At 60.6% G+C, this 24,765-nt stretch carries 26 protein-coding genes and 1 pseudogene; 15 read left to right on the forward strand and 12 right to left on the reverse strand.

From position 1 onward, the window contains the following. From KGA82_RS26085 to KGA82_RS26095, 3 genes and pseudogenes are all read left to right on the forward strand, one after another. Positions 1-183 (forward strand): annotated as a pseudogene (locus KGA82_RS26085) (hypothetical protein); the annotation flags it as partial. Positions 184-422: 239 nt separating this feature from the next. Then, positions 423-1,310: a threonine/homoserine exporter RhtA gene (rhtA, locus tag KGA82_RS26090; protein WP_008043004.1), complete on the forward strand. Its 888-nt coding sequence runs from the start codon at positions 423-425 to the stop codon at positions 1,308-1,310. Positions 1,311-1,479: 169 nt separating this feature from the next. After that, positions 1,480-1,761 carry a hypothetical protein gene (locus KGA82_RS26095; RefSeq protein ID WP_008043007.1) on the forward strand — a complete coding sequence of 94 codons (282 nt, stop codon included), beginning with the start codon at positions 1,480-1,482 and terminating at the stop codon, positions 1,759-1,761. A 9-nt stretch (positions 1,762-1,770) separates the two neighbouring features. Here KGA82_RS26095 and KGA82_RS26100 read toward each other — a convergent pair whose 3' ends face one another. After that, positions 1,771-2,331: a TetR/AcrR family transcriptional regulator gene (locus tag KGA82_RS26100; protein WP_008032598.1), complete on the reverse strand. Its 561-nt coding sequence runs from the start codon at positions 2,329-2,331 to the stop codon at positions 1,771-1,773. 92 nt (positions 2,332-2,423) lie between these two features. On the opposite strand from KGA82_RS26100, the gene KGA82_RS26105 reads away from it, so the two are divergent. Both KGA82_RS26105 and KGA82_RS26110 read left to right on the forward strand, forming a co-directional pair. After that, complete coding sequence (locus tag KGA82_RS26105; protein WP_192227822.1) at positions 2,424-3,152, forward strand: SDR family oxidoreductase; 729 nt, start codon at positions 2,424-2,426, stop codon at positions 3,150-3,152. 37 nt (positions 3,153-3,189) lie between these two features. Further along, positions 3,190-3,780, forward strand: coding sequence for a 2-hydroxychromene-2-carboxylate isomerase (locus tag KGA82_RS26110; protein WP_223453092.1), 591 nt, complete (start codon positions 3,190-3,192; stop codon positions 3,778-3,780). Here KGA82_RS26110 and KGA82_RS26115 read toward each other — a convergent pair. Continuing rightward, positions 3,777-4,775: a zinc-dependent alcohol dehydrogenase family protein gene (locus tag KGA82_RS26115; RefSeq protein WP_207286748.1), complete on the reverse strand. Its 999-nt coding sequence runs from the start codon at positions 4,773-4,775 to the stop codon at positions 3,777-3,779. The two genes, KGA82_RS26110 and KGA82_RS26115, sit on opposite strands and share 4 nt — an antisense overlap. A 104-nt stretch (positions 4,776-4,879) precedes the next feature. On the opposite strand from KGA82_RS26115, the gene KGA82_RS26120 reads away from it, so the two are divergent. After that, positions 4,880-5,800: a LysR family transcriptional regulator gene (locus KGA82_RS26120; protein ID WP_223453093.1), complete on the forward strand. Its 921-nt coding sequence runs from the start codon at positions 4,880-4,882 to the stop codon at positions 5,798-5,800. On the opposite strand, the gene KGA82_RS26125 is transcribed toward KGA82_RS26120, so the two are convergent. The 4 genes from KGA82_RS26125 to KGA82_RS26140 all read right to left on the reverse strand — a co-directional run bounded on the left by KGA82_RS26125 (position 5,793) and on the right by KGA82_RS26140 (position 9,967). Further along, positions 5,793-7,601, reverse strand: coding sequence for an aminopeptidase P family protein (locus KGA82_RS26125; RefSeq protein ID WP_223453094.1), 1,809 nt, complete (start codon positions 7,599-7,601; stop codon positions 5,793-5,795). The genes KGA82_RS26120 and KGA82_RS26125 overlap by 8 nt on opposite strands. 64 nt (positions 7,602-7,665) lie before the next feature. After that, on the reverse strand, positions 7,666-8,823 hold the full coding sequence (locus tag KGA82_RS26130) for a cysteine desulfurase family protein (protein ID WP_223453095.1): 1,158 nt from the start codon (positions 8,821-8,823) through the stop codon (positions 7,666-7,668). Between the two features lie 161 nt (positions 8,824-8,984). Next, positions 8,985-9,599, reverse strand: a complete 615-nt coding sequence (locus KGA82_RS26135) for a LysE family translocator (RefSeq protein WP_008032608.1) — start codon at positions 9,597-9,599, stop codon at positions 8,985-8,987. Between the two features lie 98 nt (positions 9,600-9,697). Beyond that, complete coding sequence (locus KGA82_RS26140; RefSeq protein ID WP_008043025.1) at positions 9,698-9,967, reverse strand: hypothetical protein; 270 nt, start codon at positions 9,965-9,967, stop codon at positions 9,698-9,700. Between the two features lie 488 nt (positions 9,968-10,455). On the opposite strand from KGA82_RS26140, the gene msuE reads away from it, so the two are divergent. The 4 genes from msuE to KGA82_RS26160 all read left to right on the forward strand — a co-directional run bounded on the left by msuE (position 10,456) and on the right by KGA82_RS26160 (position 14,622). Beyond that, entirely contained in the window at positions 10,456-11,019 is a 564-nt protein-coding gene (msuE, locus tag KGA82_RS26145) for an FMN reductase (RefSeq protein ID WP_008032612.1), read from the forward strand. Between the two features lie 10 nt (positions 11,020-11,029). Then, positions 11,030-12,175, forward strand: a complete 1,146-nt coding sequence (ssuD, locus tag KGA82_RS26150) for an FMNH2-dependent alkanesulfonate monooxygenase (RefSeq protein ID WP_008032614.1) — start codon at positions 11,030-11,032, stop codon at positions 12,173-12,175. 134 nt (positions 12,176-12,309) lie between these two features. Continuing rightward, entirely contained in the window at positions 12,310-13,497 is a 1,188-nt protein-coding gene (locus KGA82_RS26155; RefSeq protein ID WP_032829030.1) for an acyl-CoA dehydrogenase family protein, read from the forward strand. A 21-nt stretch (positions 13,498-13,518) separates the two neighbouring features. Continuing rightward, positions 13,519-14,622, forward strand: coding sequence for a sigma-54 interaction domain-containing protein (locus tag KGA82_RS26160; RefSeq protein WP_008032617.1), 1,104 nt, complete (start codon positions 13,519-13,521; stop codon positions 14,620-14,622). On the opposite strand, the gene KGA82_RS26165 is transcribed toward KGA82_RS26160, so the two are convergent. Further along, positions 14,619-14,984 carry an antibiotic biosynthesis monooxygenase gene (locus tag KGA82_RS26165; protein WP_192419417.1) on the reverse strand — a complete coding sequence of 122 codons (366 nt, stop codon included), beginning with the start codon at positions 14,982-14,984 and terminating at the stop codon, positions 14,619-14,621. The two genes, KGA82_RS26160 and KGA82_RS26165, sit on opposite strands and share 4 nt — an antisense overlap. Positions 14,985-15,079: 95 nt before the next feature. Here KGA82_RS26165 and soxR point away from each other — a divergent pair, with 95 nt between their 5' ends. Beyond that, positions 15,080-15,547, forward strand: coding sequence for a redox-sensitive transcriptional activator SoxR (gene soxR, locus KGA82_RS26170; protein ID WP_223415872.1), 468 nt, complete (start codon positions 15,080-15,082; stop codon positions 15,545-15,547). Between the two features lie 101 nt (positions 15,548-15,648). Here soxR and KGA82_RS26175 read toward each other — a convergent pair whose 3' ends face one another. The 3 genes from KGA82_RS26175 to KGA82_RS26185 all read right to left on the reverse strand — a co-directional run bounded on the left by KGA82_RS26175 (position 15,649) and on the right by KGA82_RS26185 (position 18,377). Further along, positions 15,649-16,419 (reverse strand): MetQ/NlpA family ABC transporter substrate-binding protein, encoded by a 771-nt coding sequence (locus KGA82_RS26175; RefSeq protein ID WP_008032622.1) that lies wholly within the window; start codon positions 16,417-16,419, stop codon positions 15,649-15,651. A 75-nt stretch (positions 16,420-16,494) separates the two neighbouring features. Beyond that, on the reverse strand, positions 16,495-17,160 hold the full coding sequence (locus tag KGA82_RS26180; protein WP_008032624.1) for a methionine ABC transporter permease: 666 nt from the start codon (positions 17,158-17,160) through the stop codon (positions 16,495-16,497). A gap of 2 nt (positions 17,161-17,162) precedes the next feature. Further along, on the reverse strand, positions 17,163-18,377 hold the full coding sequence (locus KGA82_RS26185) for an SfnB family sulfur acquisition oxidoreductase (protein WP_223453096.1): 1,215 nt from the start codon (positions 18,375-18,377) through the stop codon (positions 17,163-17,165). Between the two features lie 267 nt (positions 18,378-18,644). On the opposite strand from KGA82_RS26185, the gene KGA82_RS26190 reads away from it, so the two are divergent. The 4 genes from KGA82_RS26190 (at position 18,645) to KGA82_RS26205 (ending at position 22,559) form a co-directional block, all read left to right on the forward strand. Beyond that, the gene (locus KGA82_RS26190; RefSeq protein WP_192227832.1) at positions 18,645-19,103 is read left to right on the forward strand and encodes a VOC family protein; all 459 of its coding nucleotides are present in this window, start codon (positions 18,645-18,647) and stop codon (positions 19,101-19,103) included. Between the two features lie 200 nt (positions 19,104-19,303). Continuing rightward, complete coding sequence (locus KGA82_RS26195) at positions 19,304-20,179, forward strand: alpha/beta fold hydrolase (protein ID WP_223453097.1); 876 nt, start codon at positions 19,304-19,306, stop codon at positions 20,177-20,179. A gap of 97 nt (positions 20,180-20,276) precedes the next feature. Next, positions 20,277-21,587: a C4-dicarboxylate transporter DctA gene (gene dctA / locus KGA82_RS26200; protein ID WP_223453098.1), complete on the forward strand. Its 1,311-nt coding sequence runs from the start codon at positions 20,277-20,279 to the stop codon at positions 21,585-21,587. Positions 21,588-21,608: 21 nt separating this feature from the next. Next, on the forward strand, positions 21,609-22,559 hold the full coding sequence (locus KGA82_RS26205; RefSeq protein ID WP_192227835.1) for a LysR substrate-binding domain-containing protein: 951 nt from the start codon (positions 21,609-21,611) through the stop codon (positions 22,557-22,559). Positions 22,560-22,654: 95 nt separating this feature from the next. Here KGA82_RS26205 and leuD read toward each other — a convergent pair whose 3' ends face one another. Together leuD and leuC are read right to left on the reverse strand one after the other, a co-directional pair. Then, positions 22,655-23,266, reverse strand: a complete 612-nt coding sequence (gene leuD, locus KGA82_RS26210) for a 3-isopropylmalate dehydratase small subunit (protein WP_223453100.1) — start codon at positions 23,264-23,266, stop codon at positions 22,655-22,657. Beyond that, the gene (leuC, locus tag KGA82_RS26215; RefSeq protein ID WP_223453101.1) at positions 23,263-24,684 is read right to left on the reverse strand and encodes a 3-isopropylmalate dehydratase large subunit; all 1,422 of its coding nucleotides are present in this window, start codon (positions 24,682-24,684) and stop codon (positions 23,263-23,265) included. Before leuC ends, leuD begins: the two co-directional genes overlap by 4 nt. Positions 24,685-24,765 lie beyond the last annotated feature (81 nt).

A 24,765-nucleotide genomic window follows, 5' to 3' on the forward strand; every position in this document is an offset into this window, starting at 1 on the left:
AAAGTTTCCTTTGCAACTTCAACCACTTGCGCTTCCGATCTCTCGTTAGCGGGAGGCGAATTCTACAGCGTTACTCGCTGCTGTCAACACCTCTTTTTCTCCGCTTTCGACCGAGAAGATCGAACCGCCAAAAGAGCCAAACAACACCGCTCCTTCAACTCCTTCTGGGCTTCGATGACCTGAAGCAACTCGCTATCGAAAACTGCGTAACTCTTTGTTTACCAAGGAGTTTTCCGTTTCGACTGCGCCGGAAGTGGGGCGAATTATAGGCTTCCAGAATCTGCCGTCAACCCCTAATTTAGCCTTTCTATCAGGATGCTCAAAATCACTGCTTATATATAGACGCGAACACCTTGAATGCGCAGTATATTGCCCAACACTAGAACAATACGTTCGTTTCCTGCCTTGGACGATGCCACGCAATGAATGACCACCCCCGCAGCCTTGCCTCGACCCTGTTCTCGGTTGGCCTGCTATTGATAGCCATGGCGTCGATCCAGTCCGGAGCCTCCCTGGCCAAAAGCATGTTCCCGGTTATCGGTGCGCAGGGGACAACGACCCTGCGGTTGATTTTCGCCAGCGTAATCATGCTGATACTGCTGCGCCCATGGCGTGCGAAGCTCACCGCGAAATCCTTGCGCACGGTCATTGTCTACGGGATGGCACTCGGCGGCATGAACTTCCTCTTCTATATGTCCCTGCGCACAGTCCCATTGGGAATCGCGGTAGCGCTGGAGTTCACCGGGCCGCTGGCGGTTGCTATTTATGCCTCACGTCGCGCGATCGACTTTTTATGGATCGCACTGGCCGCCATCGGGTTGCTGTTATTGATACCCACGGGAGCCACGACTGCCGGTATCGATCTGGTCGGTGCGGGTTATGCCTTGGGGGCCGGAGTCTGCTGGGCGTTGTACATTCTATTCGGCCAGAAGGCCGGCGCAGACAATGGCGTACAGACTGCTGCACTGGGCGTCATGATTGCCGCACTGTTCGTAGCGCCTATCGGTATTGTGCATGCCGGCGCCGCGCTGCTGACGCCATCGCTGATTCCCATAGCGATCGGCGTCGCCCTGTTGTCCACTGCCCTGCCCTATACGCTGGAAATGGTCGCCCTGACCCGAATGCCAGCCCGGACCTTCGGCACGCTGATGAGTATTGAACCTGCGATCGGTGCCCTGTCAGGTCTGTTGTTCCTCCATGAATACCTCTCACTGTCACAGTGGATGGCTATCATCTGCATCATTCTGGCTTCCGTCGGCGCGACCATGACCATGGGCGGTGCCGCCAAACCTGCGGTTGCCGCGGATTAATACAGGATTTGACGAAGGTCTGGTATTTACCGCGCAATTAGGCCATGTTTAGGCCCGTAACCCAGTGTCAGACATGGATTTTTCACGATAGGGATATAAGAACGCTTCAAGCTAAAGCGAACACGGCCAGACCCGGGCGCAAAGATCCGGGGACGCTATAAGGACAGCAATGAAACGAATTTTGATACTGATCGCCATACTTGCAGTTGCGGGCTGCGCGGCGACTTCGGAAACTCATACCAAACGTGGCAAGAAAGGATTGCATATCAACTGTTCCGGGCTGTCGTCATCCTGGGACAAGTGCTACACCAGCGCAGCCAACTCCTGTGCGCCCAAGGGATACAAGGTCATCGCGAAATCAGGGGATGGCGTGGAAGAACCTGGCGATTATCCGTTTGGTCTCAACCCGGCCGGCTATACCAGCCGCAGCATGATCGTCATCTGCAAGTAGGCCGTCACCTCAGGTCCGCGGGCCGGCGATCTGACGGCTGATCTCATCGTAACTGGACTTCAGTACCGTGCGCTGGATGTCAGGGGTGGCGAGCATTCGCGCCACAACCAACGCACCGATGCATTGCGACAGAATCGCCCATGCCAGGCTGTCGCTCTCCAGAATCCGCGCCCAACTCTCTTGTAGCCGACAAATCCAGTTCTCCGCCTGCTGCCGGACCAGCACGTCTGAACGGGCTATTTCGGCGCCCAATGCCGGCAAGGCGCAACCCGACTCCGGGTGTTCGACATGGGACATGCTTAAATAATGCTTCAGGCAGCGCTCGAGCCTGTCACGGTCCTGATCCGCCCCCAATCGTTCCAGACTTTGAACCAGCTCACGCTCGACAATTGAAGCGAACAGCTCATCCTTCGACGAAAAGTGGCTGTAGAAAGCCCCTCCACTCAAGCCGATAGCCTTCATCAAGGCATCGACACCGACTGTTGCGAAACCCGACTTCTTCGCCGACAACGCACTGCTTTCCAGCAGCTTCTGTTTGGTTTCCAGTTTGTGATTGGCCGAGTAACGCATTGCCTTGCCCTCAATATTGATCATCTTGACGCCTGCCGAATCGTAGCATAACGTTCGTTTAGTTAACGATCGTTTAGCAAAGAGAGCACCTCATGAATAATAAGAAGGTCGTACTGGTTGTCGGCGCCGGTGATGCTACTGGTGGAGCTATTGCCAAGCGTTTTGCTGAAGAAGGATTTGTCGCCTGTGTCACCCGGCGCAGTGCGGACAAACTCCAGCCATTGGTGGACGCCATCAAAGCCGAGGGCGGTGAAGCCCATGGTTTTGCCTGTGATGCGCGCAAGGAAGAGGACGTGATTGCGCTGGTCGAGCAGATTGAAAGCCAGATCGGCCCCATCGAAGCGTTTGTGTTCAACATCGGCGCCAATGTGCCGTGCAGCATTCTCGAAGAAACCGCTCGCAAGTATTTCAAGATTTGGGAAATGGCCTGTTTCTCAGGCTTTCTCAATGCCCGTGAAGTGGCCAAGCGCATGGCCAAGCGTCAGCGGGGTACGATTCTGTTTACCGGCGCGACTGCCGGTCTGCGGGGTGCCGCCGGATTTGCAGCATTCGCCGGTGCCAAGCACGGCATTCGCGCACTGGCTCAAAGCATGGCCCGCGAACTGGGGCCGATGAATATTCACGTTGCCCACGTCGTCGTTGACGGCGCTATCGACACCGACTTTATCCGCGACACCTTTCCCGAGAAGTACGCCACCAAGGATCAGGATGGCATCCTCAATCCCGAACACATCGCCGAGAACTACTGGTACCTGCACAGCCAGCCCCGTGACGCCTGGACCTTCGAGCTGGACCTGCGCCCCTGGAGCGAACGCTGGTAAGCCCTCCCCCAATAACAATAAACAGAGCGCATTGAACATGAGCAAAACCGTTGAGCTCTACTTCGACCTCGGCAGCCCTGCCACCTACCTGGCCTATACCCAACTGCCGAAAATCTGCGAGCAGACAGACAGCCGACTGGTCTACATCCCGATGCTGCTGGGCGGCGTTTTCAAAGCCACCGGCAACGCTTCCCCTGCGACCATTCCGGCCAAGGGCTTCTATATGTTTCAGGACCTGGACCGCTACGCCAAACGTTATGGCGTGCCACTGAAGTTCAATCCGCACTTTCCCATTAATACATTGATGCTGATGCGCGCCGTCACTGGCATGCAGTTACGTCATCCCGAACGCTTCCAGGCATTCATCGACTGCCTGTTTAAAGCGCTTTGGGTCGAGGGACGCAGCCTCGATGACCCGGCGACCGTCGCTTCAGTGTTGACGCAGAACGGCTTTGACCCCAACGAAGTGCTGGCCTTGACCGCCGATGAAGACGTCAAGGCCGCGCTCAAGGACAACACCGAGAAAGCGGTGCAACGCGGCGTGTTCGGCGCCCCCAGCATGTTCATCGATAACCAGCTGTTCTTCGGCCAGGATCGACTGGACTTCGTGATTGAAGCCCTGCGTTAAATCTCGATGACCAACCGCCCCTGAGCCGCTCCGCAAAACTGCAGCTCATGGGCGGCCTCGGCGGTTTGCAGAGTGAACGCCCGAGGATCCATTATCGGCTTCAGCTTGCCCGCCTCGATCAAGAGAGCCGCCTCACGAAGAATCTCCCCGTGACGCTCGCGCCCCACGCCGGTGAGTAACGGCAATAACGTAAATACGCCGGAATAGGTTGCGCCACGAAACGAGAGCGGCGCCAAACTGTGCTGCCCCCAACCGAGGCAACTCAACACATGACCGTGATAAACCCGTACAGCCTTGAATGACGCATCCAGTGTCTCACCGCCCACCGTGTCGTAGACGATATCGAAGCCCTCCCCATCCGTGTGTTGCGCTACATATTCCTCGACCGAAGACTGGCGATAGTCGATAAACGTCGCACCGAAGCCTTCGATGATTGCCTGATGCCTGGCAGAACCGGTGGCAAACACCTGGGCACCGAAGGCGCGGGCTATTTGCACCGCCACATGCCCCACACCACCCGCACCGCCATGAATCAGCACCTTCTGCCCCGCACGCACCCGCGCCCGGTCCACCAACCCTTCCCACGCCGTAATCAACACCAACGGCAACCCCGCCGCCTCACGCATACTCAAATTGCCTGGCTTGCGCGCCAGCAGTCTGGCATCGATTGCTGCGTACTCCGCCAACGAACCCTGCGCCCCGCCAATGCCGGTGGCCATGGCATAAACCTCATCGCCCGGTAGCCATCCACTGACCCCTTCCCCCAACGCCTCGATGGTTCCCGCCAGATCAATGCCCAACACCGCCGGCAATGACTGACGTGCATGGGCGGCCTGGCCCGAACGGATTTTCCCGTCCAGTGGATTTACCCCGCTGGCTTTGATCCGGACCAATACCTGCCCTGCTTCAGGCACCGGTCGTTGAATGGAAACCAAGCGTAGCGGCGCGTTGGCCGAGTCGACAATCAGAGCGCGCATTTCAAGTGAGTCAGTCATTTCGCATATTCCCGTCAGAGGTGGCTGTGGGATAAATCTTCGGCCAACCGACTCATACTGATAAGACGCTAAATAGCTATAGTGACCATGCCTATCTGGCATCAATGAGAACTCCCGTGGACAAACTCAATGCAATGGCAATCTTCGTAAGGGTCGTCGAACGCGGCAGCTTTTCTGCCGTTGCCCGAGAGATGCAGACCAGCCAGCCCACCATCAGCAAAGTGCTCAAGGCGCTGGAGACCGGGCTGGGCGGAAAACTGATTGCACGCAGCACCCGCCAGCTTTCCCTGACGGATGAAGGCCAGCGGTACTACAACGAATGTCGACAAATCCTCGCGGCCGTCGATGCGGCCGAGCACAGTTTCCAGTCCGGCAAGGAGCGCATTGCCGGCCACCTGCGCATCGGCTCCTCGGTCAGCTTCGGGCGTTTGCAGATTGCTCCACGACTGGCGCAATTCCTTGAGCGCCATCCCGGCATAGAAATCGACCTGCAACTGAGTGATCAAAACCAGGACCTGGTCAGCGAAGGACTGGATGTCACCTTCAGAATCGGCGAACTGAATGACAGCGGCCTGATCGCCCGCCACATCGGCACCACCCACCGCGTAACTGTCGCAGCGCCGGCCTACCTCAAAAAACACGGCCGGCCGCACACGCCGGCAGAACTGGGCGGGCACAACTGCCTGCAGTTCAATCTGTTGAACAGTCAGAATCTATGGGTTTTCGAGAAAAACAATCGACGCCACGAGGTGCGGATCAAGGGCAATGCGCAAAGCAACAACTCGGAGGCGATTCGCGAGATGGTGCTGGGGGGACTGGGGATTGCGTTGTCGCCGGTGTGGCTGTTCAGCGAAGACTTGAAAGCCGGGCGAGTGACCGCGATTTTGCAGGACTACACCGCGCAGTCACTGCCGATGCATGCCGTGTCCCCGGCGAATCGTCGCCAATCCGCCAGGGTCAAAGCCTTTGTCGACTACATGAGCCAGGCGCTGGAAGCAGCGCCTGAACTCAAGCCGATCAGATAGCAGCGGTCCGAGTGTTCAGCCACTCAAGGGCTGCACCGTCGACCAGCGGACTCAAGCGTTCGCGCACTTCGGCGTGATACGCGTTGAACCACTGTTTTTCGTCCTGAGTCAGCAACGACGGTTCCAGGCAGCGCGTGTCGATCGGGCACAGGGTCAGGGTTTCGAATTTCAGGAACTCACCGAATTCGCTCTTGCCCGCTTCACGGTTCAACACCAGGTTCTCGATCCGCACGCCCCAGCGACCCGGACGGTAGGTGCCCGGCTCGATGGAAGTGATCATGCCCGGCTGCATCGCGGTTTGCGGCGCAGCAACAGCTTGATAGGCAATCACTTGCGGGCCTTCGTGAACGTTGAGGAAGTAGCCGACGCCGTGACCGGTGCCGTGACCGTAATCAACGTTTTCCGCCCAGATCGGCGCACGGGCGATGGCGTCCAGCAACGGCGACAAAATGCCCCGAGGGAATTGCGCACGGGACAGCGCAATGACGCCCTTGAGCACTCGCGTGCAATCGCGCTTCTGCTCATCGGTTGGCGTACCGACCGGCACCATCCGCGTGATGTCGGTGGTGCCGCCCAGGTATTGGCCGCCGGAGTCGATCAGCAACAGACCGTCGCCCTCGATCACCGCGTGCTCTTCTTCGGTCGCGTGGTAATGCGGCATCGCCCCGTTGGCGTTGAACGCAGCAATGGTGTTGAAACTCAACGACACGTAATCCGGACGACGCGTGCGCGCTGCGGTCAGGTGTTCGTCGATGGTCAGTTCGGTGATGCGCTCGCGGCCCCACGCCGACTCCAGCCAGGCGAAGAATTCGCACAGCGCCGCGCCATCCTGCTCCATGGCCTTACGGATATGCTCGGCATCGGCCAGGCTTTTCTGCGATTTGGCCAATGTCGTCGGGTTCAGGCCTTCGACCAGTTTCACGCCGCTGTTCAGGTTATCCAGTAAACCAGCGGTGACGCGTGCCGGATCGACTTGCAGGCTCGCGCCGCTCGGCACTGCGCGCAAGGCGTCGGCCACTTCGCTGTAATCGCGCAGGGTCACGCCGTCCTGTTCGAGGACCGCACGCAGCTCGGCGCTGACTTTGCTCAAGGCCACGAACAGGGTTGCCTGTTGTTGGCTGATCAAGGCGAAAGAGACAAACACCGGGTTGAACGACACATCGCCGCCGCGCAGGTTGAACAGCCAGGCGATGTCGTCGAGGGTGGCAATGAAATGCCAGTCGGCGCCACGCTCTTTCAACACCTCACGCAGGTTGGCGAGTTTTTCGCCACGGCTGACCGTCGCCTGAGGCGGCAGGTGCTGATAGACCGGCTCGTTCGGCAGCGTCGGACGATCGCTCCAGACTTCGCTCAACAGATCGATGTCGGTGCGCAGACGGGCGCCGCGCTCTTCGAGCTTGCTACCCAACGTACGTGCCGAGGCCACGGCCATCACCGCACCGTCTACCGCGACGACGCCGCCTTCAGGGGTTTGCTCGGCCAGCCAGTCCAGCGGGCTGGGTTGACCCGGTTGCAGCTTGACCAGTTCGATGCCGCTGCCTTTAAGCTCCTTGGTCGCTTGCTCCCAATAACGGCTGTCGGCCCAGACACCGGCAAAATCCGGCGTGACGATCAGCGTGCCCACCGAGCCATGAAAGCCCGACAGCCATTGCCGTCCTTGCCAGTAGCCCGGCAGGTATTCCGACAGGTGCGGATCGGCCGACGGCACCAGCAGGGCGTGAATGCCCTCCCGGCTCATCAGCTTGCGGGTGTGCGCCAGGCGCTCGGGCACCGATCCATTGATCGAAGGCTGCGTACTCATCATGTCTCCTGCTAATCACTTCATCATTATTGTTGAGTGCCGATCAACGTCGGCACTTAAGGCCTTATTGCCAGAATGCCGGGGCACTGGCGCAGGCCGCTTTAATCAGTTGTGCCGCCTGGTCGATGTCCTGCTCGGTAGTGAAACGCCCCAGGCTCAAGCGAATGGTGCGGCTCGCCGAGCGGGCGTCATGCCCCAGTGCCAGCAGCACATGGGACGGCGCATTGCTCGCGGAATTACAGGCCGAGGTCGCAGAAAACGCAATCGATGCGCTCAACGCCGCGGAGTTGAACTCACCTTCACTGAAGGTCAGGCTCAAGGTGTGAGGGATGCGCTGGGTCGCGCTGCCATTGAGGCGCACGCCGGGAATGCCCGACAGGTGTTCGAGCAAGCGCTCGCGCAGGCGCGCAATCGTGGCTTTCTCTTCATCGAACAGTTGCGCGGCCAGGGCGAACGCCACGCCCATGGCGGCAATCTGGTGAGTCGCCAGGGTCCCGGAACGCAAGCCGCCTTCATGGCCGCCCCCGTGAATCTGCGCCTGCAAACGCTGTTGCGCGCGAGGCCCGACATACAGCGCGCCGATGCCTTTGGGACCATAGATCTTGTGCGCCGAAAACGACATCAGGTCCACCGGCAATCGCGCCAGGTCGATGGCCACTTTCCCCGCGCCCTGGGCCGCATCGACATGGAACAACGCCTCGCGGGCCCGCACGACCTCGCCGATGGCCGCGATGTCATTGACCGTGCCCAACTCGTTGTTGACCAGCATCAGTGACACCAGAAAGGTGTCCTCGCGCATCGCTTCGCTGACCGCTTGCGGGGTAATCAGACCTTGCGCGTCGGGCACCAGATACGTCACGGCAACACCGGCTTCCTGCAATTGCCTTGCGGTATCGAGAATCGCCTTGTGTTCGATCTGGCTGGTGATGATGTGCCCGCCGGGCACCCCGCGAGCCTGGGCCACGCCCTTGAGGGCGAGGTTATTCGATTCGGTGGCGCCGGAGGTCCAGACGATCTGGTCGGCTTGCGCCCCCACCAGTTGGGCGACTTGCTGTCGCGCCTGCTCGACCGATTGCCGGGCCTGTTGGCCGAATGCATGGGAGCTGGACGCAGGATTGCCGAAGTTCCCGGCAAACCCCAGACACTCGACCATGACCTTGATGACCCGCTCGTCCACCGGCGTGGTGGCGGCGTAGTCGAAATACAACGGACGTTTATTCATAAAAGACTCGCAGAGCTTGTTCCGGGACCAGGTGCTGGCAACCCGTGCGCCAGCAATACCTGATCGGATGCGTTAAGAAAGTACGACTTCACTTGAAAGTGCGTAGGAACGCTCCTGAAGTCGAGCTTAACAGGCATCGGGCAACCGGTTGAAGCAATGCGTCAGCTAAAGCTTTCCAGCATCAACGGATACAGCGAAACCACCAGCAACGCGGCCATGCCCCAATTGAACACGCGCAACCAGCGGCGGTCCTTGAGCACGTTGCGCAGCAGCGTGCCGCACGCGGCCCAGACGCCGACGCTCGGCAGGTTGATCAGGGCAAAAACCGCCGCAATCACGATGACGTTGGTGAAATAGCCCTGCATCGGCGTGTAGGTGCTGATTGCACCGATGGCCATGATCCAGGCCTTGGGGTTGACCCACTGGAATGCGGCCGCGCCGAGGTAGCTGATCGGTTTGCTTTCACCGTTCTCGCCGTCGGATACCGGACCGGAATGCGCGATTTTCCACGCCAGGTACAACAAATACGCCGCGCCAACGTAGCGCAGCACGGTGTAGAGCAACGGATAGCTTTGAAACACTGCGCCCAGACCAAAACCCACCGCCACCACCAGGACGAAGAACCCGCAGGTAATGCCAAGCATGTGGGGGATGGTGCGGTTAAAGCCGAAGTTCACGCCCGATGCCAGCAACATCGTGTTGTTCGGGCCGGGGGTGATCGAGGTAACGAGAGCGAACAGGGCGAAACCCAGCAGCAGATCGAGCGAGAGCGTCATTGGTGGCAGTCCGTCAGGGTCATTCAGGTATTGACCCTATCGCACGCCTGCCGGGAAACCCATGGACAGTTGGGTGAAACTTCGAGCAGTACAGTCGCTCAGCTTGGGCGACCGTGCAGTTGAACAGTGCGCTCGGCGTTCATTTCGCCTTGTTTGTCGAAGCTGAAGGATTTCTGTGGCTGACCGAGCAATTCAGCTTTTTTCGCGTGGTATTCATCGAAGGACAAACCGCGACGATTCAGCGATTCCAGTGCCAGTTCACGGGTTTCCTCGGCGGTGTAGGGCCGCAGTTCCGGGGATACGTGGCTGGCACATCCGGCGAGAACGGAGACGGCGAGCATCAGGAAAGTGGCGAGTAGAGGTTTCATGGTCTGGCGTCCTGGCATCTGGGTTCGGGGCAATGAACACAGGCTACTCGCGCCTTTCGATGGGCAGAAATCAACGCTCTCGATAGTGGGTATTGAAGTGGAATCGCCCCACCCTGTAGGAGCCGGCTTGCTGGCGATGACGACCGTAAGAACACCGTATGACTCACGGGCCTCATCGCCAGCAAGCCGGCTCCTACAAGGGCGTGCATATTTCTTAATGATCTATAAATATCTTGCAATGGTCTTTTGAGGAATAACAAACAGCCTTTATAACAACCCCATCGCCTTACACAACTGTTGCCCACGCAACTGTTTGCCAGGCAACAGTCATTCAACAAACAGTCCTTAAAATCGAACAGCACGCAGTCATCAATGCGCTGCAAGCCACGTAAATCGTGGGCTCGAAGGATTGGTACAGCTCTTGCTCAAGCCCTGTGACTACTCACTACTCACTGCTCGCTGAGCAACTGTTTAAAAAGGAACTGATCATGTCGCGTCCATTGAAAGTCGTTGCCCTCTCCGGCGGTACCTGGCGTCCGTCCCGCACGTTGGTGCTGACCCAAGCGCTGTTGGCCGAACTGGCCGGGCAATTGCCGATCGAGAGCAAGCTGATCGAACTGGGCGACATCGCCCGGCCACTGGGCGCGGCCCTGTCGCGCCAGGAACTGAGCGCCGACATCGAAGCCGAGCTGCAAGCCATCGAAAACGCTGACCTGCTGATCGTCGCCGCGCCGGTTTATCGCGGCTCCTATCCGGGCCTGCTTAAACACCTCTTCGACCTGATCGACTTGAACGCGCTGATCAATACGCCGGTGCTGCTCGCCGCCACCGGTGGCAGCGAACGGCATGCGCTGGTGCTCGATCACCAGTTGCGCCCGCTGTTCAGTTTCTTCCAGGCGCTGACCCTGCCGATCGGCGTCTACGCCACCGAAGCCGATTTCGCCAATTACCAAATAACCAGTGAGCCCTTGAAGGCCCGCATTCGCCTTGCTGCAGAACGCGCCGCGCCGTTGTTCGGCGTGCACCCCAAAAATCTGCTGAAAATCGCTTAAGGATCTTTTCATGGATGTTTTCTGGTTTCTGCCGACCCACGGCGATGGCCATTACCTGGGCACCACCCAGGGCGCTCGCCCGGTGACGCTCAACTATCTGAAACAAGTGGCGCAGGCCGCCGACAGCCTCGGCTATCACGGCGTGCTGATTCCCACCGGGCGTTCCTGCGAGGATTCCTGGGTCATCGCTTCGGCGCTGGTGCCGTTGACCGAACGCCTTCGTTACCTGGTGGCGATTCGTCCGGGGATTATTTCGCCGACGGTTTCGGCGCGTATGGCCGCGACACTGGATCGTCTGTCCAACGGCCGCTTGCTGATCAACGTGGTCACCGGTGGCGACCCGGACGAAAACCGTGGCGACGGGATCTTCCTCGACCACAGCGAGCGTTATGAAGTCACCGACGAATTCCTGCAGATCTGGCGTCGCGTGCTGCAAGGCGAAGCGGTGGACTTCGAAGGCAAACACCTGCAAGTGCAAAACGCCAAGGCCCTTTATCCGCCGGTGCAGAAACCCTATCCACCGTTGTACTTCGGTGGTTCCTCTGAAGCCGCCCATGAACTCGCCGCCGAGCAGGTCGATGTCTACCTGACCTGGGGCGAACCACCGGCCGCCGTCGCGGAAAAACTCGCTGATGTGCGTGAGCGCGCAGCACGCAACGGGCGCACGGTGAAGTTCGGCATTCGCTTGCACGTGATCGTTCGCGAGACGGCCGAAGAGGCGTGGAAAGCCGCCGACAAACTGATCGAACACATCAGCGACGAGACCATCGCCGCCGCGCAAAAGTCGTTCTCGCGCTTTGACTCCGAAGGCCAGCGGCGCATGGCGGCGCTGCATGACGGGCGTCGCGACAACCTGGAAATCGCCCCCAACCTGTGGGCCGGTGTCGGCCTGGTACGCGGCGGTGCCGGCACGGCGCTGGTGGGTGATCCGCAGCAAGTGGCGGCGCGGATCAAGGAATACGCGGACCTGGGGATCGAGAGCTTTATCTTTTCCGGTTATCCGCACCTTGAAGAGGCGTATCGCTTTGCCGAGCTGGTGTTCCCGCTGTTGCCTGAACCGTACGCAAGCCTGGCGGGGCGTGGCGTGACCAACCTCACCGGGCCGTTTGGCGAAATGATCGCCAATGATGTGCTGCCCGCCAAAGCCACGGCCTGACCCACCCTGCCCTTGTAGGAGCAAGCTTGCTCGCGATGCAGTCACCGCGGTTCTCCAGTGGGACCGCGTCATCGTTTATCGCGAGCAAGCTTGCTCCTACAGGGGACGGTGTTGAATTTATTGAGGAACCCCGCGTGACTGCCAAGCCGCTAAGCGCCCTGTTATCCCCCCTGCAAACCGCCCGCCAGTTGGCCGCCGAGTTTGCCTTGACCGCGGTCGAGCGCGACGAACGTGGCGGTACGCCGAAAGCCGAGCGTGACGCCCTGCGCCAAAGCGGTCTGCTCGCGTTGAGCATTCCCACCCAGTACGGCGGCCTCGGCGCCAGCTGGAGTGAAACCCTGACCATCGTGCGCGAGTTCGCCAAGGTCGACAGTTCGATTGCCCACGTCTTCGGTTTTCATCACCTGATGCTCGCCACCGTGCGCCTGTTCGCCCGACCCGAGCAGTGGCAGCCGTGGTTCGAACAGACCGCGCGCAAGAACTGGTTCTGGGGCAATGCCCTCAATCCGCTGGACACCCGCACCGTAGTGAAAAAACTCGGTGGCTGGCGCGAGTTTTCCGGCAAGAAAAGTTTCTGCTCCGGCGCCAGCGATTCGGAAATGCTGATCGCCTCGGCAGTGGATGAAAGCGCCGGCGGCAAGCTGTTGATCGCGGCCATCCCCAGCGGCCGCAGCGGCATCACCCTGCACAACGACTGGAACAACATGGGCCAGCGCCAGACCGACAGCGGCAGCGCTTCGTTCGAACGGGTGCGGGTCGAAGAGTCGGAATTGCTGCTCGACCCGGGTCCGCTGAGCACACCGTTCGCCTGCCTGCGGCCATTGATCGCGCAGCTTACTTTTACGCACATGTTCCTCGGCATCGCCGAAGGTGCCTTTGAAGAGGCGCGGCAATACACCCTCACCGAAACCCGTCCGTGGCACAAATCCAGCGCTCAGGATGTGCGCCAGGACCCGTATGTGCTCGGCCATTACGGCGAATTCTGGGTTGCGCTCGAAGGCGTTCGTTTGCTGGTGGAACGCGCCGCCGACCTGCTCGACAAGGCCTGGGCGAAAGGCCCGAACCTCAGCGCCGAAGAACGTGGACACCTCGCCACCGCGATTGCCACGGCCAAAGTCGCCGCCACGCGCAACGGCCTCGAACTTTGTAGCCGGCTGTTCGAAGTGACCGGTGCGCGCTCGACTCACGCCTCGCTGCGGCTCGACCGTCACTGGCGCAACCTGCGCACGCAAACCCTGCACGACCCGGTGGATTACAAACTCCATGAACTGGGCGACTGGGCGTTGAACCAGTCCCTGCCGATTCCGACATTCTATTCATAGCCTTCTCATGGAGCCTGCCCCATGCAACTGCTGACCTTACCGCCCTCGCCCGCCCTGGCCACGTCGATCCGCGCCACCGCGCAAGTATTCGAAGACCCGAAATCCCAGGCCTTGCTCGCGCATTTGCAACAGGTCGCGCCGAGTGAAGCCAGCGTGCTGATCATCGGCGAAACCGGTACCGGCAAGGAGCTGGTGGCGCGGCATATCCACAACCTCAGCGCCCGGCGCAACCGCCCGTTTGTGGCCGTCAACTGCGGCGCGTTCTCCGAATCCCTGGTCGAGGCCGAGTTGTTCGGCCACGAAAAAGGCGCGTTCACCGGAGCCTTGAGCGCCAAGGCCGGCTGGTTCGAAGAGGCCGACGGCGGCACCTTGTTCCTCGATGAAATCGGTGATCTGCCGATGGCGATTCAGGTGAAGTTGCTGCGGGTGTTGCAGGAGCGCGAAGTGGTGCGCCTGGGTTCGCGCAAAAGCATTCCGATCAACGTGCGCGTGCTGGCGGCGACCAACGTGCAACTGGAAAAAGCCATCAACGCCGGGCATTTCCGCGAGGACCTGTATTACCGCCTCGACGTGGTCAGCCTGGAACTGAGCCCGCTGCGTGATCGCCCCGGCGACATCCTGCCGCTGACCCGTCACTTCGTCGAAGCCTACAGTCAGCGCCTCGGCTACGGCACCATCACCATCAGCAAGGAAGCCGAACTGAAACTGCGCAGTTACAGTTGGCCCGGCAACATCCGCGAGCTGGAAAACGTCATTCACCACACCTTGCTGATCTGCCGTAACGGCGTGATCGAGCGCGATGACCTGCGCCTGTCGAACATGCGCATCGAGCGTCAGGACGATTACCACAGCCAGCTCGACGATTCACCGGAAGCCTTGCTCGACCGCGCGTTTCAAAAGCTGTTCGAGGAACAGGCCGGCGCGCTGCACGAGAAAGTCGAGGACGCCTTGCTGCGCGCGGCTTACCGTTTCAGCCATTACAACCAGGTGCACACCGCCGCACTGCTGGGCTTGAGCCGCAACGTCACCCGCACGCGCCTGATCAAGATCGGCGAACTGGCGGTAAACAAGCGCCGGCCCACGGAAAACGTGCAGGGCGAGCGCTTGATGCAGCTGTCGATTTAGCTCACTAGATTGCAATGCAGCGCGTTGTCGTGGCTGCGTTCCAGGCTGTGCAGCACCTGGAACGAGCCGAACGTCACGGTTTTCGCCTGATGGGCGCGGATCAGTTGCCAGAAATCCTGCTCGCCGCTTTCAAAACCCTGAAACGCGGCCTCCCCCGCCTCACGCGATTGCCATTGCAGGTAATTGAGCACCCGCCGGCCATCGTCGCTGGCCTGGATGCTCGCACTGAGAAAACCGCTGTAACGCTGGGCCAGGCGTTCGGTCTGTAACGACAGCGCCGACACCAGGGCGGGCTGTTGATGGGGTTCGATCTCGAATTCGATCAATTGGGTGAAGCTGCGATTTTTCTCTGGCGCTTGCATGAAGAGTCCCCACTGACGTGTAAGCCGGATCTTGCGATCCGAAGGCCTGCAGGGTAAAACCTCGAGTTAACTAGAGGTCAAGGGACATTTTTCACATGATCACCTCGCAACAACTGCATAAAGAGCTCACCGTCGGCCAGGTCGCCGCCCGCAGCGGCGTGGCGGTCACGGCGCTGCATTTTTATGAAGCCAGGGGTTTGATCAAAAGCACGCGCAATCAGGGCAACCAGCGGCGCTATCCGCGTGAAGTGTTGCGGCGGGTGGCGTTGATCAAAGTGGCGCAGCGCTTGGGGATTCCGCTGGCGGAGATTGGCGAGGCGTTGAAAACCCTGCCGGATAACCGCGCGCCGACGGCGGCGGACTGGAAGGTGTTGTCGGCGCAGTGGCGCCGGGAGCTGGATGAGCGGATCAATCAGTTGACCTTGCTGCGGGACACGCTCAATGGCTGTATTGGCTGTGGGTGTTTGTCGATGGAGGCGTGTCCGTTGCGTAATTTTGGTGATGTGTTGGGGGATCGGGGGCCGGGGGCGCAGCTGTTGGAATCGGGGACAGATCCGGAATAGGCGGCGCGCCATTCGCGGGCAAGCCTCGCTCCTACAAAAGCACCACCGTACCTGTAGGAGCGAGGCTTGCCCGCGAAGGCGTCCTCAAGAATGGCTAGAGATCAGAAGCCCGGCGCAATCTGCCCTTTGTAGCGGGTCAAGATGAACTGCCGAACCTCATCGGAATTCAACGCCTTGGCCAGTTTCTGCAAACCCGGGTCGTTGATGTTGTCCGGGCGGGCCACCAGGAATTCGATGTACAGGCTCTTGCCCTTCTCGACGATCAACGCGCTGTTGGTGTCGATCCCCGCTTCCAGAGCGTAGTTGGCGAACACGAACGCCAGGTCCACCTGACTCACCGAACGCGCCAGCAACGCACCTTCCAGTTCACGAATCTTCAAATGCTTCGGGTTTTCGGCGATGTCGCGCTGAGTCGCCAGGGTGTTGCTCGGGTCCTTGAGTTTGATCAGCCCGGCCTCGTGCAGCAGCACCAGTGCGCGGCCAGTGTTCACCGGGTCGTTGGGAATGGAAACGGTGGCGCCATCCTTCAGTTCGGCGATGTTTTTGATTTTGGTCGAATAAGCCCCGAACGGTTCGATGTGCACACCGACCACCGGCACCAGATCGGTGTGACGGGTCTTGTTGTAGTCATCGAGAAACGGCCGGTACTGGTAATAGTTGGCGTCAAGGTTCTTCAACGCCAGTTGCTGGTTGGGCTGGATGAAGTCAGTGAAGACCTTGATGTCCAGGTCCACGCCTTCCTTGGCCAGGGTGGGTTTGACGAACTCGAGGATCTCCGCGTGCGGCACCGGCGTGGCACCGACGGTGAGTTTTTCGTTGGCGTGAACGCTCAACGACACAAGGGCAGCCAGAATGGCCAGGGTCTTTTTCATGTTGTGCTCCTAGGCAGATTGAGTGGCCGTCGTGGGGCGGACGTAAGGCCTGAGTTTTTTTGTTGAATTGAATGTTTATCGTCGGCTGTAGCGCGCCACCAATCGGTCGCCGGTCATTTGCAGGGCCTGGACCAGGATCAGCAAAAGCACCACGGTGACCACCATCACGTCGGTCTGGAATCGCTGGTAGCCGTAGCGGATCGCCAGGTCGCCCAGGCCACCGCCGCCAATCACCCCGGCCATCGCCGTGTAATCCACCAGCACGATGGCGGTGACAGTGACCGCCGCCAGCAACCCGCCGCGCGCCTCGGGCAACAAGGTGTGGCGGATGATTTGCCAGGTGGTGCCGCCCATGGCCTGGGTCGCTTCCACGACGCCGCGATCGACTTCGCGCAAGGCGGTTTCCACCAGCCGCGCGAAGAACGGCGTGCAGCCAACCACCAGCGGCGGAATGGTCCCCGGCACGCCCAGCGAAGTGCCGACCAGCAGCGTTGTCAGCGGAATCAACACAATCAGCAAAATGATGAACGGCAGCGAACGCAGCATGTTCACGATCACCGACAACACCCGGTAAACGCCGATGGCTTCGTGCAACTGGCGCTTACCGGTGAGGAAGAGCACCACCCCCAGCGGCAAACCCAGCAGTACGGTGAAACCGAGGGCGGCACCGAGCATGCTCAAGGTGTCGAGACAGGCCTGGCCGATGTCGGCCCAGTAAATGTTTTTGAACCATTCGGCCATGATCAGGACCAGTCGTGGCGCGGCGGTTTAACGCCGTTGAGCAGCCAGTTGCCGACCACGTGGTATTTCCAGCGCACTGGGTCATGCAGGGTGTGCACCCGCGCATTGCGCCAGTGCCGGTCGAAGTTGTGCTTCTTCAGGGTCGAACGGGTGCCACCGAGTTCGAACAGTTTGTTGGTGGCTTCGATGGCGATTTCGGTGGTCAGCACTTTGGCTTTGGCCACCGCGAGGGACGCTCGGGCGACGTTGTCTTCGTCGGGTGCCGGGCGCGCGGCATCCAGCGCCCAACCGGCGCGTTCCAGCAAGGCTTCGGCAGCTTCCAGGCGAATCTCCAGGCCACCGACCTGAATGATGGTCAGCGGATCTTCACTGGCTTTTTCCACACCTGCATCGATCCAAGGCCGGGCGAATTGCTGCACGAACGCGATGGTGTCACGCAGCGCTGCGCGGGCGATGCCGGCGTCGATGGCGGCGGTGGTCAATTGCGCGAACGGGCCGGCCAGGGTCGGGTTTTCATAGGAACGATACGTCGGGAACACGTTGAACGCCGGGACGTGCAGGTCCTCGGCCAGCACCGTGCCGCTGGACGTGGTGCGCTGACCGATGCTGTCCCAGTCGTCGACGATCACCAGCCCTGGGGTGCCGCGTTCGACGAAGGACAACTGGCCCCTCTGCTCTTCATCCAGCGCCAGCACCGCCAGCCAGTGGGCGTAAAGCGAACCGGTGCAATAACCCTTGCGACCGTTGATCACATGCCCGTCGCCATAACGGCGAATGGTCGCCTGAATGTCCTGCACGTTTTTGCCGCCGGTTTCCGACAGCGCATTGGCAAAGCGATGACCTTGCAGCGCCAGGCCGAAAAAATGTGCCTGCTGCTCGGGCGTGCCTTGCAGGCGGATGTCTTCCAGCAGGCAATAGTGGTTTTGCGGGATCTGCCCCAGGGACGGATCGGCCGCCGAGATGATCGCAATGACCTGCGCCAGCACCGCGTAGGACACCTGCGCGCCACCAAATTCCTTTGGCACGCTGATGCCCCACAAGCCACTGTTGGAATACAGGTCGACGATTTCGGCGGGCACCTGGCGCGTACGGTCGCGCTCGGCGTCTTGCTCCAGCAAGACCGCGGCGACGCGCTCGGCCACACGCAAGGCTTCGGCTTCATCGGCGATCCGATGGGCGGCCGGCGGGTTGATCGGATAAACGGCAGATTCAGGCATACAAGTCTCTCGGCAACAGTGTTTAGCGGAGGACATTGCAGCTTCTGTGCCTGACCGCCCGGCCCTGTGTTTTCGGGCAGTTTCGGGGGGTTTCAACGGTTATTCAGTGAGAAACCCGAGCATTCTGCTGCTTCACTGTTTATGGCCGAACAGTGGCGCTGCTGCTCGTCGGGCACTCGGATGCGTAAAAGGCGCTGGCCTATAGTTATCCGGTCGGAAACCGGCGAAGGACTACCTTCAATTCAACAATAGACAGGGAGAATCGTCATGAGCGTCAAACCCATTCCAGAGGGTTATCACAGCATCACCCCTTATCTGGGCATTCAAAAAGCGGCCGAAGCCATCGACTTCTACAAGAAAGCTTTCGGCGCGACCGAAGTCATGCGTCTGTCCATGCCCGACGGCAGCATCGGCCACGCCGAACTGCGCATCGGCGACTGCCCGATCATGCTCGGCACGCCGTGCGATCAGGGGCCGTTGAGCAATCCGGACAAGTCACCGTCCGTGGGCTTGCACCTGTATGTGAACGATGTGGACAAGTCCTACAAACAAGCGATTGCGGCGGGCGCCACGGTGGTGTCCGAGGTCAAGGATCAGTTTTACGGCGACCGTTCGGGAACGTTGAAAGATCCGTATGGGCATTTGTGGTTTCTGGCCACGCGCAAGGAGGATTTGACCCAGGCGCAGATTGAGCAGCGGGCCAAGGAGATGTTTCAGCAGGGTTGAGATTTTCTGTGAATATCAGGGCCTCTTCGCGGGCAAGCCTCGCTCCTACAGGTCCGGTTGTGCTTTTGTAGGAGCGAGGCTTGCCCGCGAAGGCGGCCTCCAAGACAACACACTTCATGAACAAGCGCACCACGCTTTGCGCCTTGCCGTAGCCGTCGAACAATTTCAGGATGCAGGCAACTACAACAAGGAGTCATCCCATGTTCGCCGGATTCCTCAAAGACCAGCGCCACGTCAACGGTGTGGACATCGCCTACCGCATCGGCGGCAGCGGGCCGGGCCTGCTGTTGCTGCACGGTCACCCGCAGACCCACGTCATCTGGCACAAGGTTGCCGAACAACTGGCAGCGCACTTCACCGTAGTCGCCGCCGACCTGCGCGGTTACGGCGACAGCGGCAAACCGCTGGCCAACGACCACCACACCAACTACTCCAAACGGGAAATGGCCAAGGACAGCATCGAGCTGATGAAGTCCCTGGGCTTCGAGCAGTTCTCGGTGCTTGCGCACGACCGTGGCGCCCGGGTTGCCCATCGCCTGGCGCTGGATCATCCGCAGGCCGTGCAACGCATGGTGTTGCTCGACATCGCGCCGACGCTGTCGATGTACACGCAAACCAATGAAGCCTTTGCCCGCGCCTATTGGCACTGGTTCTTCCTGATCCGCCCCGCTCCGTTGCCGGAAACCCTGATCGAGGCCGATCCCGAATCCTATCTGCGCAGCGTGATGGGCAGTCGCAGTGCCGGGCTCAAACCGTTCACTGCCGAGGCCTTTGGCGAATACCTGCGCTGCCTGAAACAGCCGGGCACCGCACGCGGGATCTGCGAGGACTACCGGGCCAGCGCCAGCATCGACCTGGATCACGACCGCGCCGACATCGACGCCGGCCATCATCTGAACTTGCCGCTGCTGGTGCTGTGGGGTGCCGAAGGCACGGTCGGCCGCTGCTTCGAACCGCTCAAGGAATGGCAACACGTGGCCACCGACGTGCGCGGCAAAGCGCTGCCCGCCGGCCATTACATCGCCGAAGAAGCCCCCGAGCTGCTGCTCACCGAAGTCCTGGCTTTCCTGCGCTGACAGCCGCGCCGTACTGATCTGAATCCACTTTCCGCCGCAGGCCGTCACTGGCCTGCGCGGGATCGTCATGCCCAAAAACCGTCTCGAGATAATAAAAATGACCATCAAGAAACTGCTGGGAACCCTCTACGTGCAGGTGCTCATCGCCATCGCGCTGGGCATTGTGATCGGCCATTTCTGGCCGCAGATCGGCATCGACCTCAAGCCGTTGGGTGACGGTTTCATCAAGCTGATCAAGATGATCATCGGCCCGATCATCTTCTGCACGGTGGTCTCCGGAATCACCAGCATGCACGATGTGAAACAGGTTGGCCGGGTCGGTGGCAAGGCGCTGCTGTACTTCGAAATCGTCTCCAGCCTTGCGCTGTTGATCGGCCTGCTGGCGGCGCATGCGCTGCATCCGGGCGCGGGGTTCAACATTGATGTGAAGACGCTGGATTCGTCGGCGATTGCCGGTTTTGTCGGTCAGGCCGAACACGGCGAAGGCATCACCGGTTTTTTGCTGCACGTGATTCCGACGACTTTTTTTGATGCCTTCTCCAAGGGTGAAATCCTGCCCGTGCTGTTCGTCTCGGTGCTGTTCGGCATTGCGCTGGTGATGGTCGGTGAAAAGGGCCGGCCACTGGTGAACGTGATCAATCAGGCCAGCGAAGTGTTCTTCCGCATCGTCGGCATCATCAGCCGCGTCGCACCGATCGGGGCGTTTGGCGCGATTGCATTCACCATCGGCAAGTACGGCCTCGGCTCGTTGCTGCCGCTGTTGAAGCTGATTGGTACGTTCTACCTGACCGCGTTGATTTTCATTGCGTGCGTGCTCGGCAGCATTGCCCGTTATGCCGGCTTCAGCATTTTCAAACTACTGGCGTACATCAAGGCTGAACTGTTGATCGTGCTTGGCACCAGCTCTTCGGAATCGGCACTGCCCCAGTTGATCCAGAAACTCGAAAGCCTGGGCGCCTCCAAAGGCGTGGTGGGGATTGTCGTGCCGACCGGCTACACCTTCAACCTGGACGGCACCAACATTTACATGACACTGGCGGTGCTGTTTTTGGCCCAGGCGACCAACATTGACTTGAGCCTTGAGCAGCAACTGACCTTGCTGGCGGTGGCGATGCTCACCTCCAAAGGCGCGGGTGCGGTGGTCGGTGCGGGGTTCGTGGTGCTGGCGGCGAGCCTGGCCGTAGTGCCGACCGTGCCGGTGGCGGCGATGGTGCTGATCCTCGGTGTCGACCGTTTCATGGCCGAATGCCGATCCCTGACCAACATCATCGGCAACGCCGTTGCAGCGCTGGTGGTGGCCGCCTGGGAAGGTGAACTGGACCGCAGCAAGATGGCGCCGATTGCCCTCAAACGCGGGCGCCACGCTCGGGCGGCAGCGGCGGCGGCGGCCAAGCTTTCTGCTGAGTAAGTCGACGTTCACACCGATGCTATGCTGGCGGCTCATGCCGCCAGTGCCCGTTCTGTCATGACCACCAAGAAAGACACCGTGCCCCTGCCCGAAGACCTGCGTGTATTACTTACCGTCATTCGTAAAAGCGGTTTCGCCGCCGCAGCGGATGAACTGGGCCTGTCGCCCGCCTACGTCAGCAAACGCATCCAGATTCTCGAAACCACCCTCGGCACGCGCCTGCTGCACCGCACCAGCCGCCGCATCGCCCTGACCGAAGACGGTGAGCGCGTGCAGCGCTGGGCGTTGCGGATTCTCGATGATTTCCAGCAACTGCACGACGAACTCTCCGACGCCCACGACAGCCCTCGCGGGCGTCTGCATTTGTGCAGCAGTTTCGGCTTCGGGCGCAATCACGTGGCGCCGGCCCTGTCACTGCTGGCCGAACGTTACCCGGACCTGGAGATTCGCCTCGACCTGTTTGATCGGGTGGTGGACATCGTCAGCGAAGGGTTCGACCTGGAGATCCGTGTCGGCGATGACATCCCCGGCCAGCACATCGGCCGGCGGCTGGTGAGCAATCGGCGGGTGTTGTGCGCGGCGCCCGGTTATCTGCAACGCCACGGCACGCCGCAGACGCTGGGCGATCTGGAGCAGCATCATTGCCTGGTGATCAAGGAGCGCGATAACGCCTTCGGCATCTGGAACCTGGAGCACGACGGGGCCCAGGAGAGTGTGCGGGTCAGCGGACCGTTGTCGTCCAATAACGGCGAGATTGTCTTGCAGTGGGCACTGGATGGGCGCGGGGTGTTGTTGCGGTCATTGTGGGATGTGAAGCCGTTGCTGGAGCAGGGGCGATTGGTGCAGGTGCTGCCCGGATACACCCAGAGCGCCAACGTATGGGCGGTGTACCCGACGCGGCTGGCGTACTCGGGGAAGTTGCGCGCGTGTGTGGAGTTTTTGCAGGAGCATTTCAAAGGGTTGTCGGTTTGATTTGCGGTGTATGGGCGGGCCTCTTCGCGGGCAAGCCTCGCTCCTACAAAGTTCGCGCTGACCTGTAGGAGCGAGGCTTGCCCGCGAAGGCGATTTCAGCTCAGCCAGGGGTTGGCGGTCAGGTGTTGGTGTTCGAAGGCTTTGATTTGTTCGCTGCGCTGCAAGGTGCTGCCGATGGCGTCGAGGCCCAGCACCAGCGCGGTTTTGCGCAGGGTGTCGATTTCGAAAGGGATGACCTCGCCTTGAAGACGAATCTGCTGCGTTTCCAGATCAACGCTGATCAGCGCCGTCTCTGGCTGACTGACCACTTGCCCGAGCCGCTGCAACACGGGCTCATCCAGCGTAATCAGCAGCACCCCGTTACGCTGGCAGTTGTCATAAAAAATCCCCGCAAAACTGCTGCCGATCAGCGCACGGATGCCCATCTGCTTTAATCCCCAGACCGCATGTTCGCGGCTCGACCCGCAGCCGAAATTCGGCCCGACCACCATGAAACTCGCGCCCTGCCATGCCGGTTGATTGAGCACGAACTCAGGGTTGGGCTGGCCGTCAGGCAAAAAACGCAGATCAAAAAACAAACCCCGATCCAGCCCGGAACGGTCAATGCCCTTGAGAAACTGCTTGGGCATGATCACGTCGGTGTCGATGTTGGCCGCGAGCATTGGCGCGGCTTTGCCGCTGACTTGAGTGAAGGGTTGCAGGCTCATGCGCGGTCTCCAAAGTGACGGATGTCGGTCAAGCGGCCAGTGATCGCCGCCGCAGCGACCATCGCCGGGCTCATCAGGTGCGTACGGGCACCGGCGCCCTGGCGGCCTTCGAAATTGCGGTTGGTGCTGGAGGCGCAGCGGTCGCCCGGCGCCAGCACGTCGTCGTTCATCGCCAGGCACATCGAGCAGCCGGACTGGCGCCACTCGAAACCGGCGTCGATAAAAATCGCCGCCAGGCCTTCGGCTTCGGCTTGATCGCGCACTTCGGTGGAGCCCGGCACGATCATCGCCCGCACGTGTTCGGCGACGTGTTTGCCGCGCACCACGCTGGCGGCGTCGCGCAGGTCTTCGATGCGGGCGTTGGTGCAGGAGCCGATAAACGCGTGGCTGATGACGATGTCGCTCAGCGGCATGCCCGCTTCGAGGCCCATGTAAGTCAGGGCGCGGCGCATGTCCTGGCGCAGGATCAGGTCGCTGATGTCTTGCGGGTCCGGCACGCGGGCGCCGATCGGCGAGGCCTGATCCGGGCTGGTGCCCCAGGTGACCATCGGCTCCAGCGCGCTGGCGTCCAGCGACACTTCACGGTCGAACAGTGCGTCGGCATCGCTGTGCAAGGCGCGCCATGTCTGCACCGCTTGCTCCCACAGCGCACCTTTGGGCGCGCGGGGTTTGTCCTTGAGGTAGGCGAACACTTTGTCGTCCGGCGCCATGAACGCACCCCGCGCGCCCGCCTCCACCGCCATGTTGCAGATGGTCATGCGCGCTTCGACGCTCAGTGCATCGATGGTCGAACCGCGAAACTCGATGGCGTAGCCCGTGGCTCCGGACGCGCCGATCCGGCCGATCAGCGCCATGATCACATCCTTGGATGTCAGCCCCGGCGCCAGCTCACCGTCCACCGTCACGCGCAGGGTTTTCAAGCGTTTGTAGACCAGGGTCTGGGACGCCAGCAGGTGCTCGATCTCCGACGTGCCGATGCCGAAACCGAATGCGCCGAGGGCGCCATAGGTGGTGGTGTGGCTGTCGCCTGCGGCAATCACCATGCCCGGCAGGATGAACCCCTGCTCCGGGGCGATGACGTGCTCGATACCCTGGCGTTTGTCGAGGATGTCGAGCAATTCGATGCCGAAGTCCCGGCAGTTTTCCGCCAGGTACGACACCTGCCGCGCACCGCCGGCGTCCGGCATCGCCGCAATGCGATTGGGTGCCGTGGGGTTGACGTGATCGACCACCGCCAGCGCGGTGCCGGGGCGCCAGACCCCGCGCTTGGCCTCGCGCAAACCGCTGAAGGCCTGGGGGCTGGTGTATTCGTTGATGACCTGACGGTCGATGTACAACAGGACGTGGCCCTGTTCATCGAGGCGACACACCGTGTGGGAATCGATGTGTTTGTCGTAAAGGGTTCTTGCTGAAGTCATGGGGATATTCGCTCAGGCTCGCGGGTTTCAGGCGTCTGCGCCCCATCTTAGGCAGTCGCCCGGCCCCATCAATGGCCGGAG

It is taken from the genome of Pseudomonas sp. BF-RE-22, from assembly GCF_019956155.1.
Taxonomy (GTDB): domain Bacteria; phylum Pseudomonadota; class Gammaproteobacteria; order Pseudomonadales; family Pseudomonadaceae; genus Aquipseudomonas; species Aquipseudomonas migulae.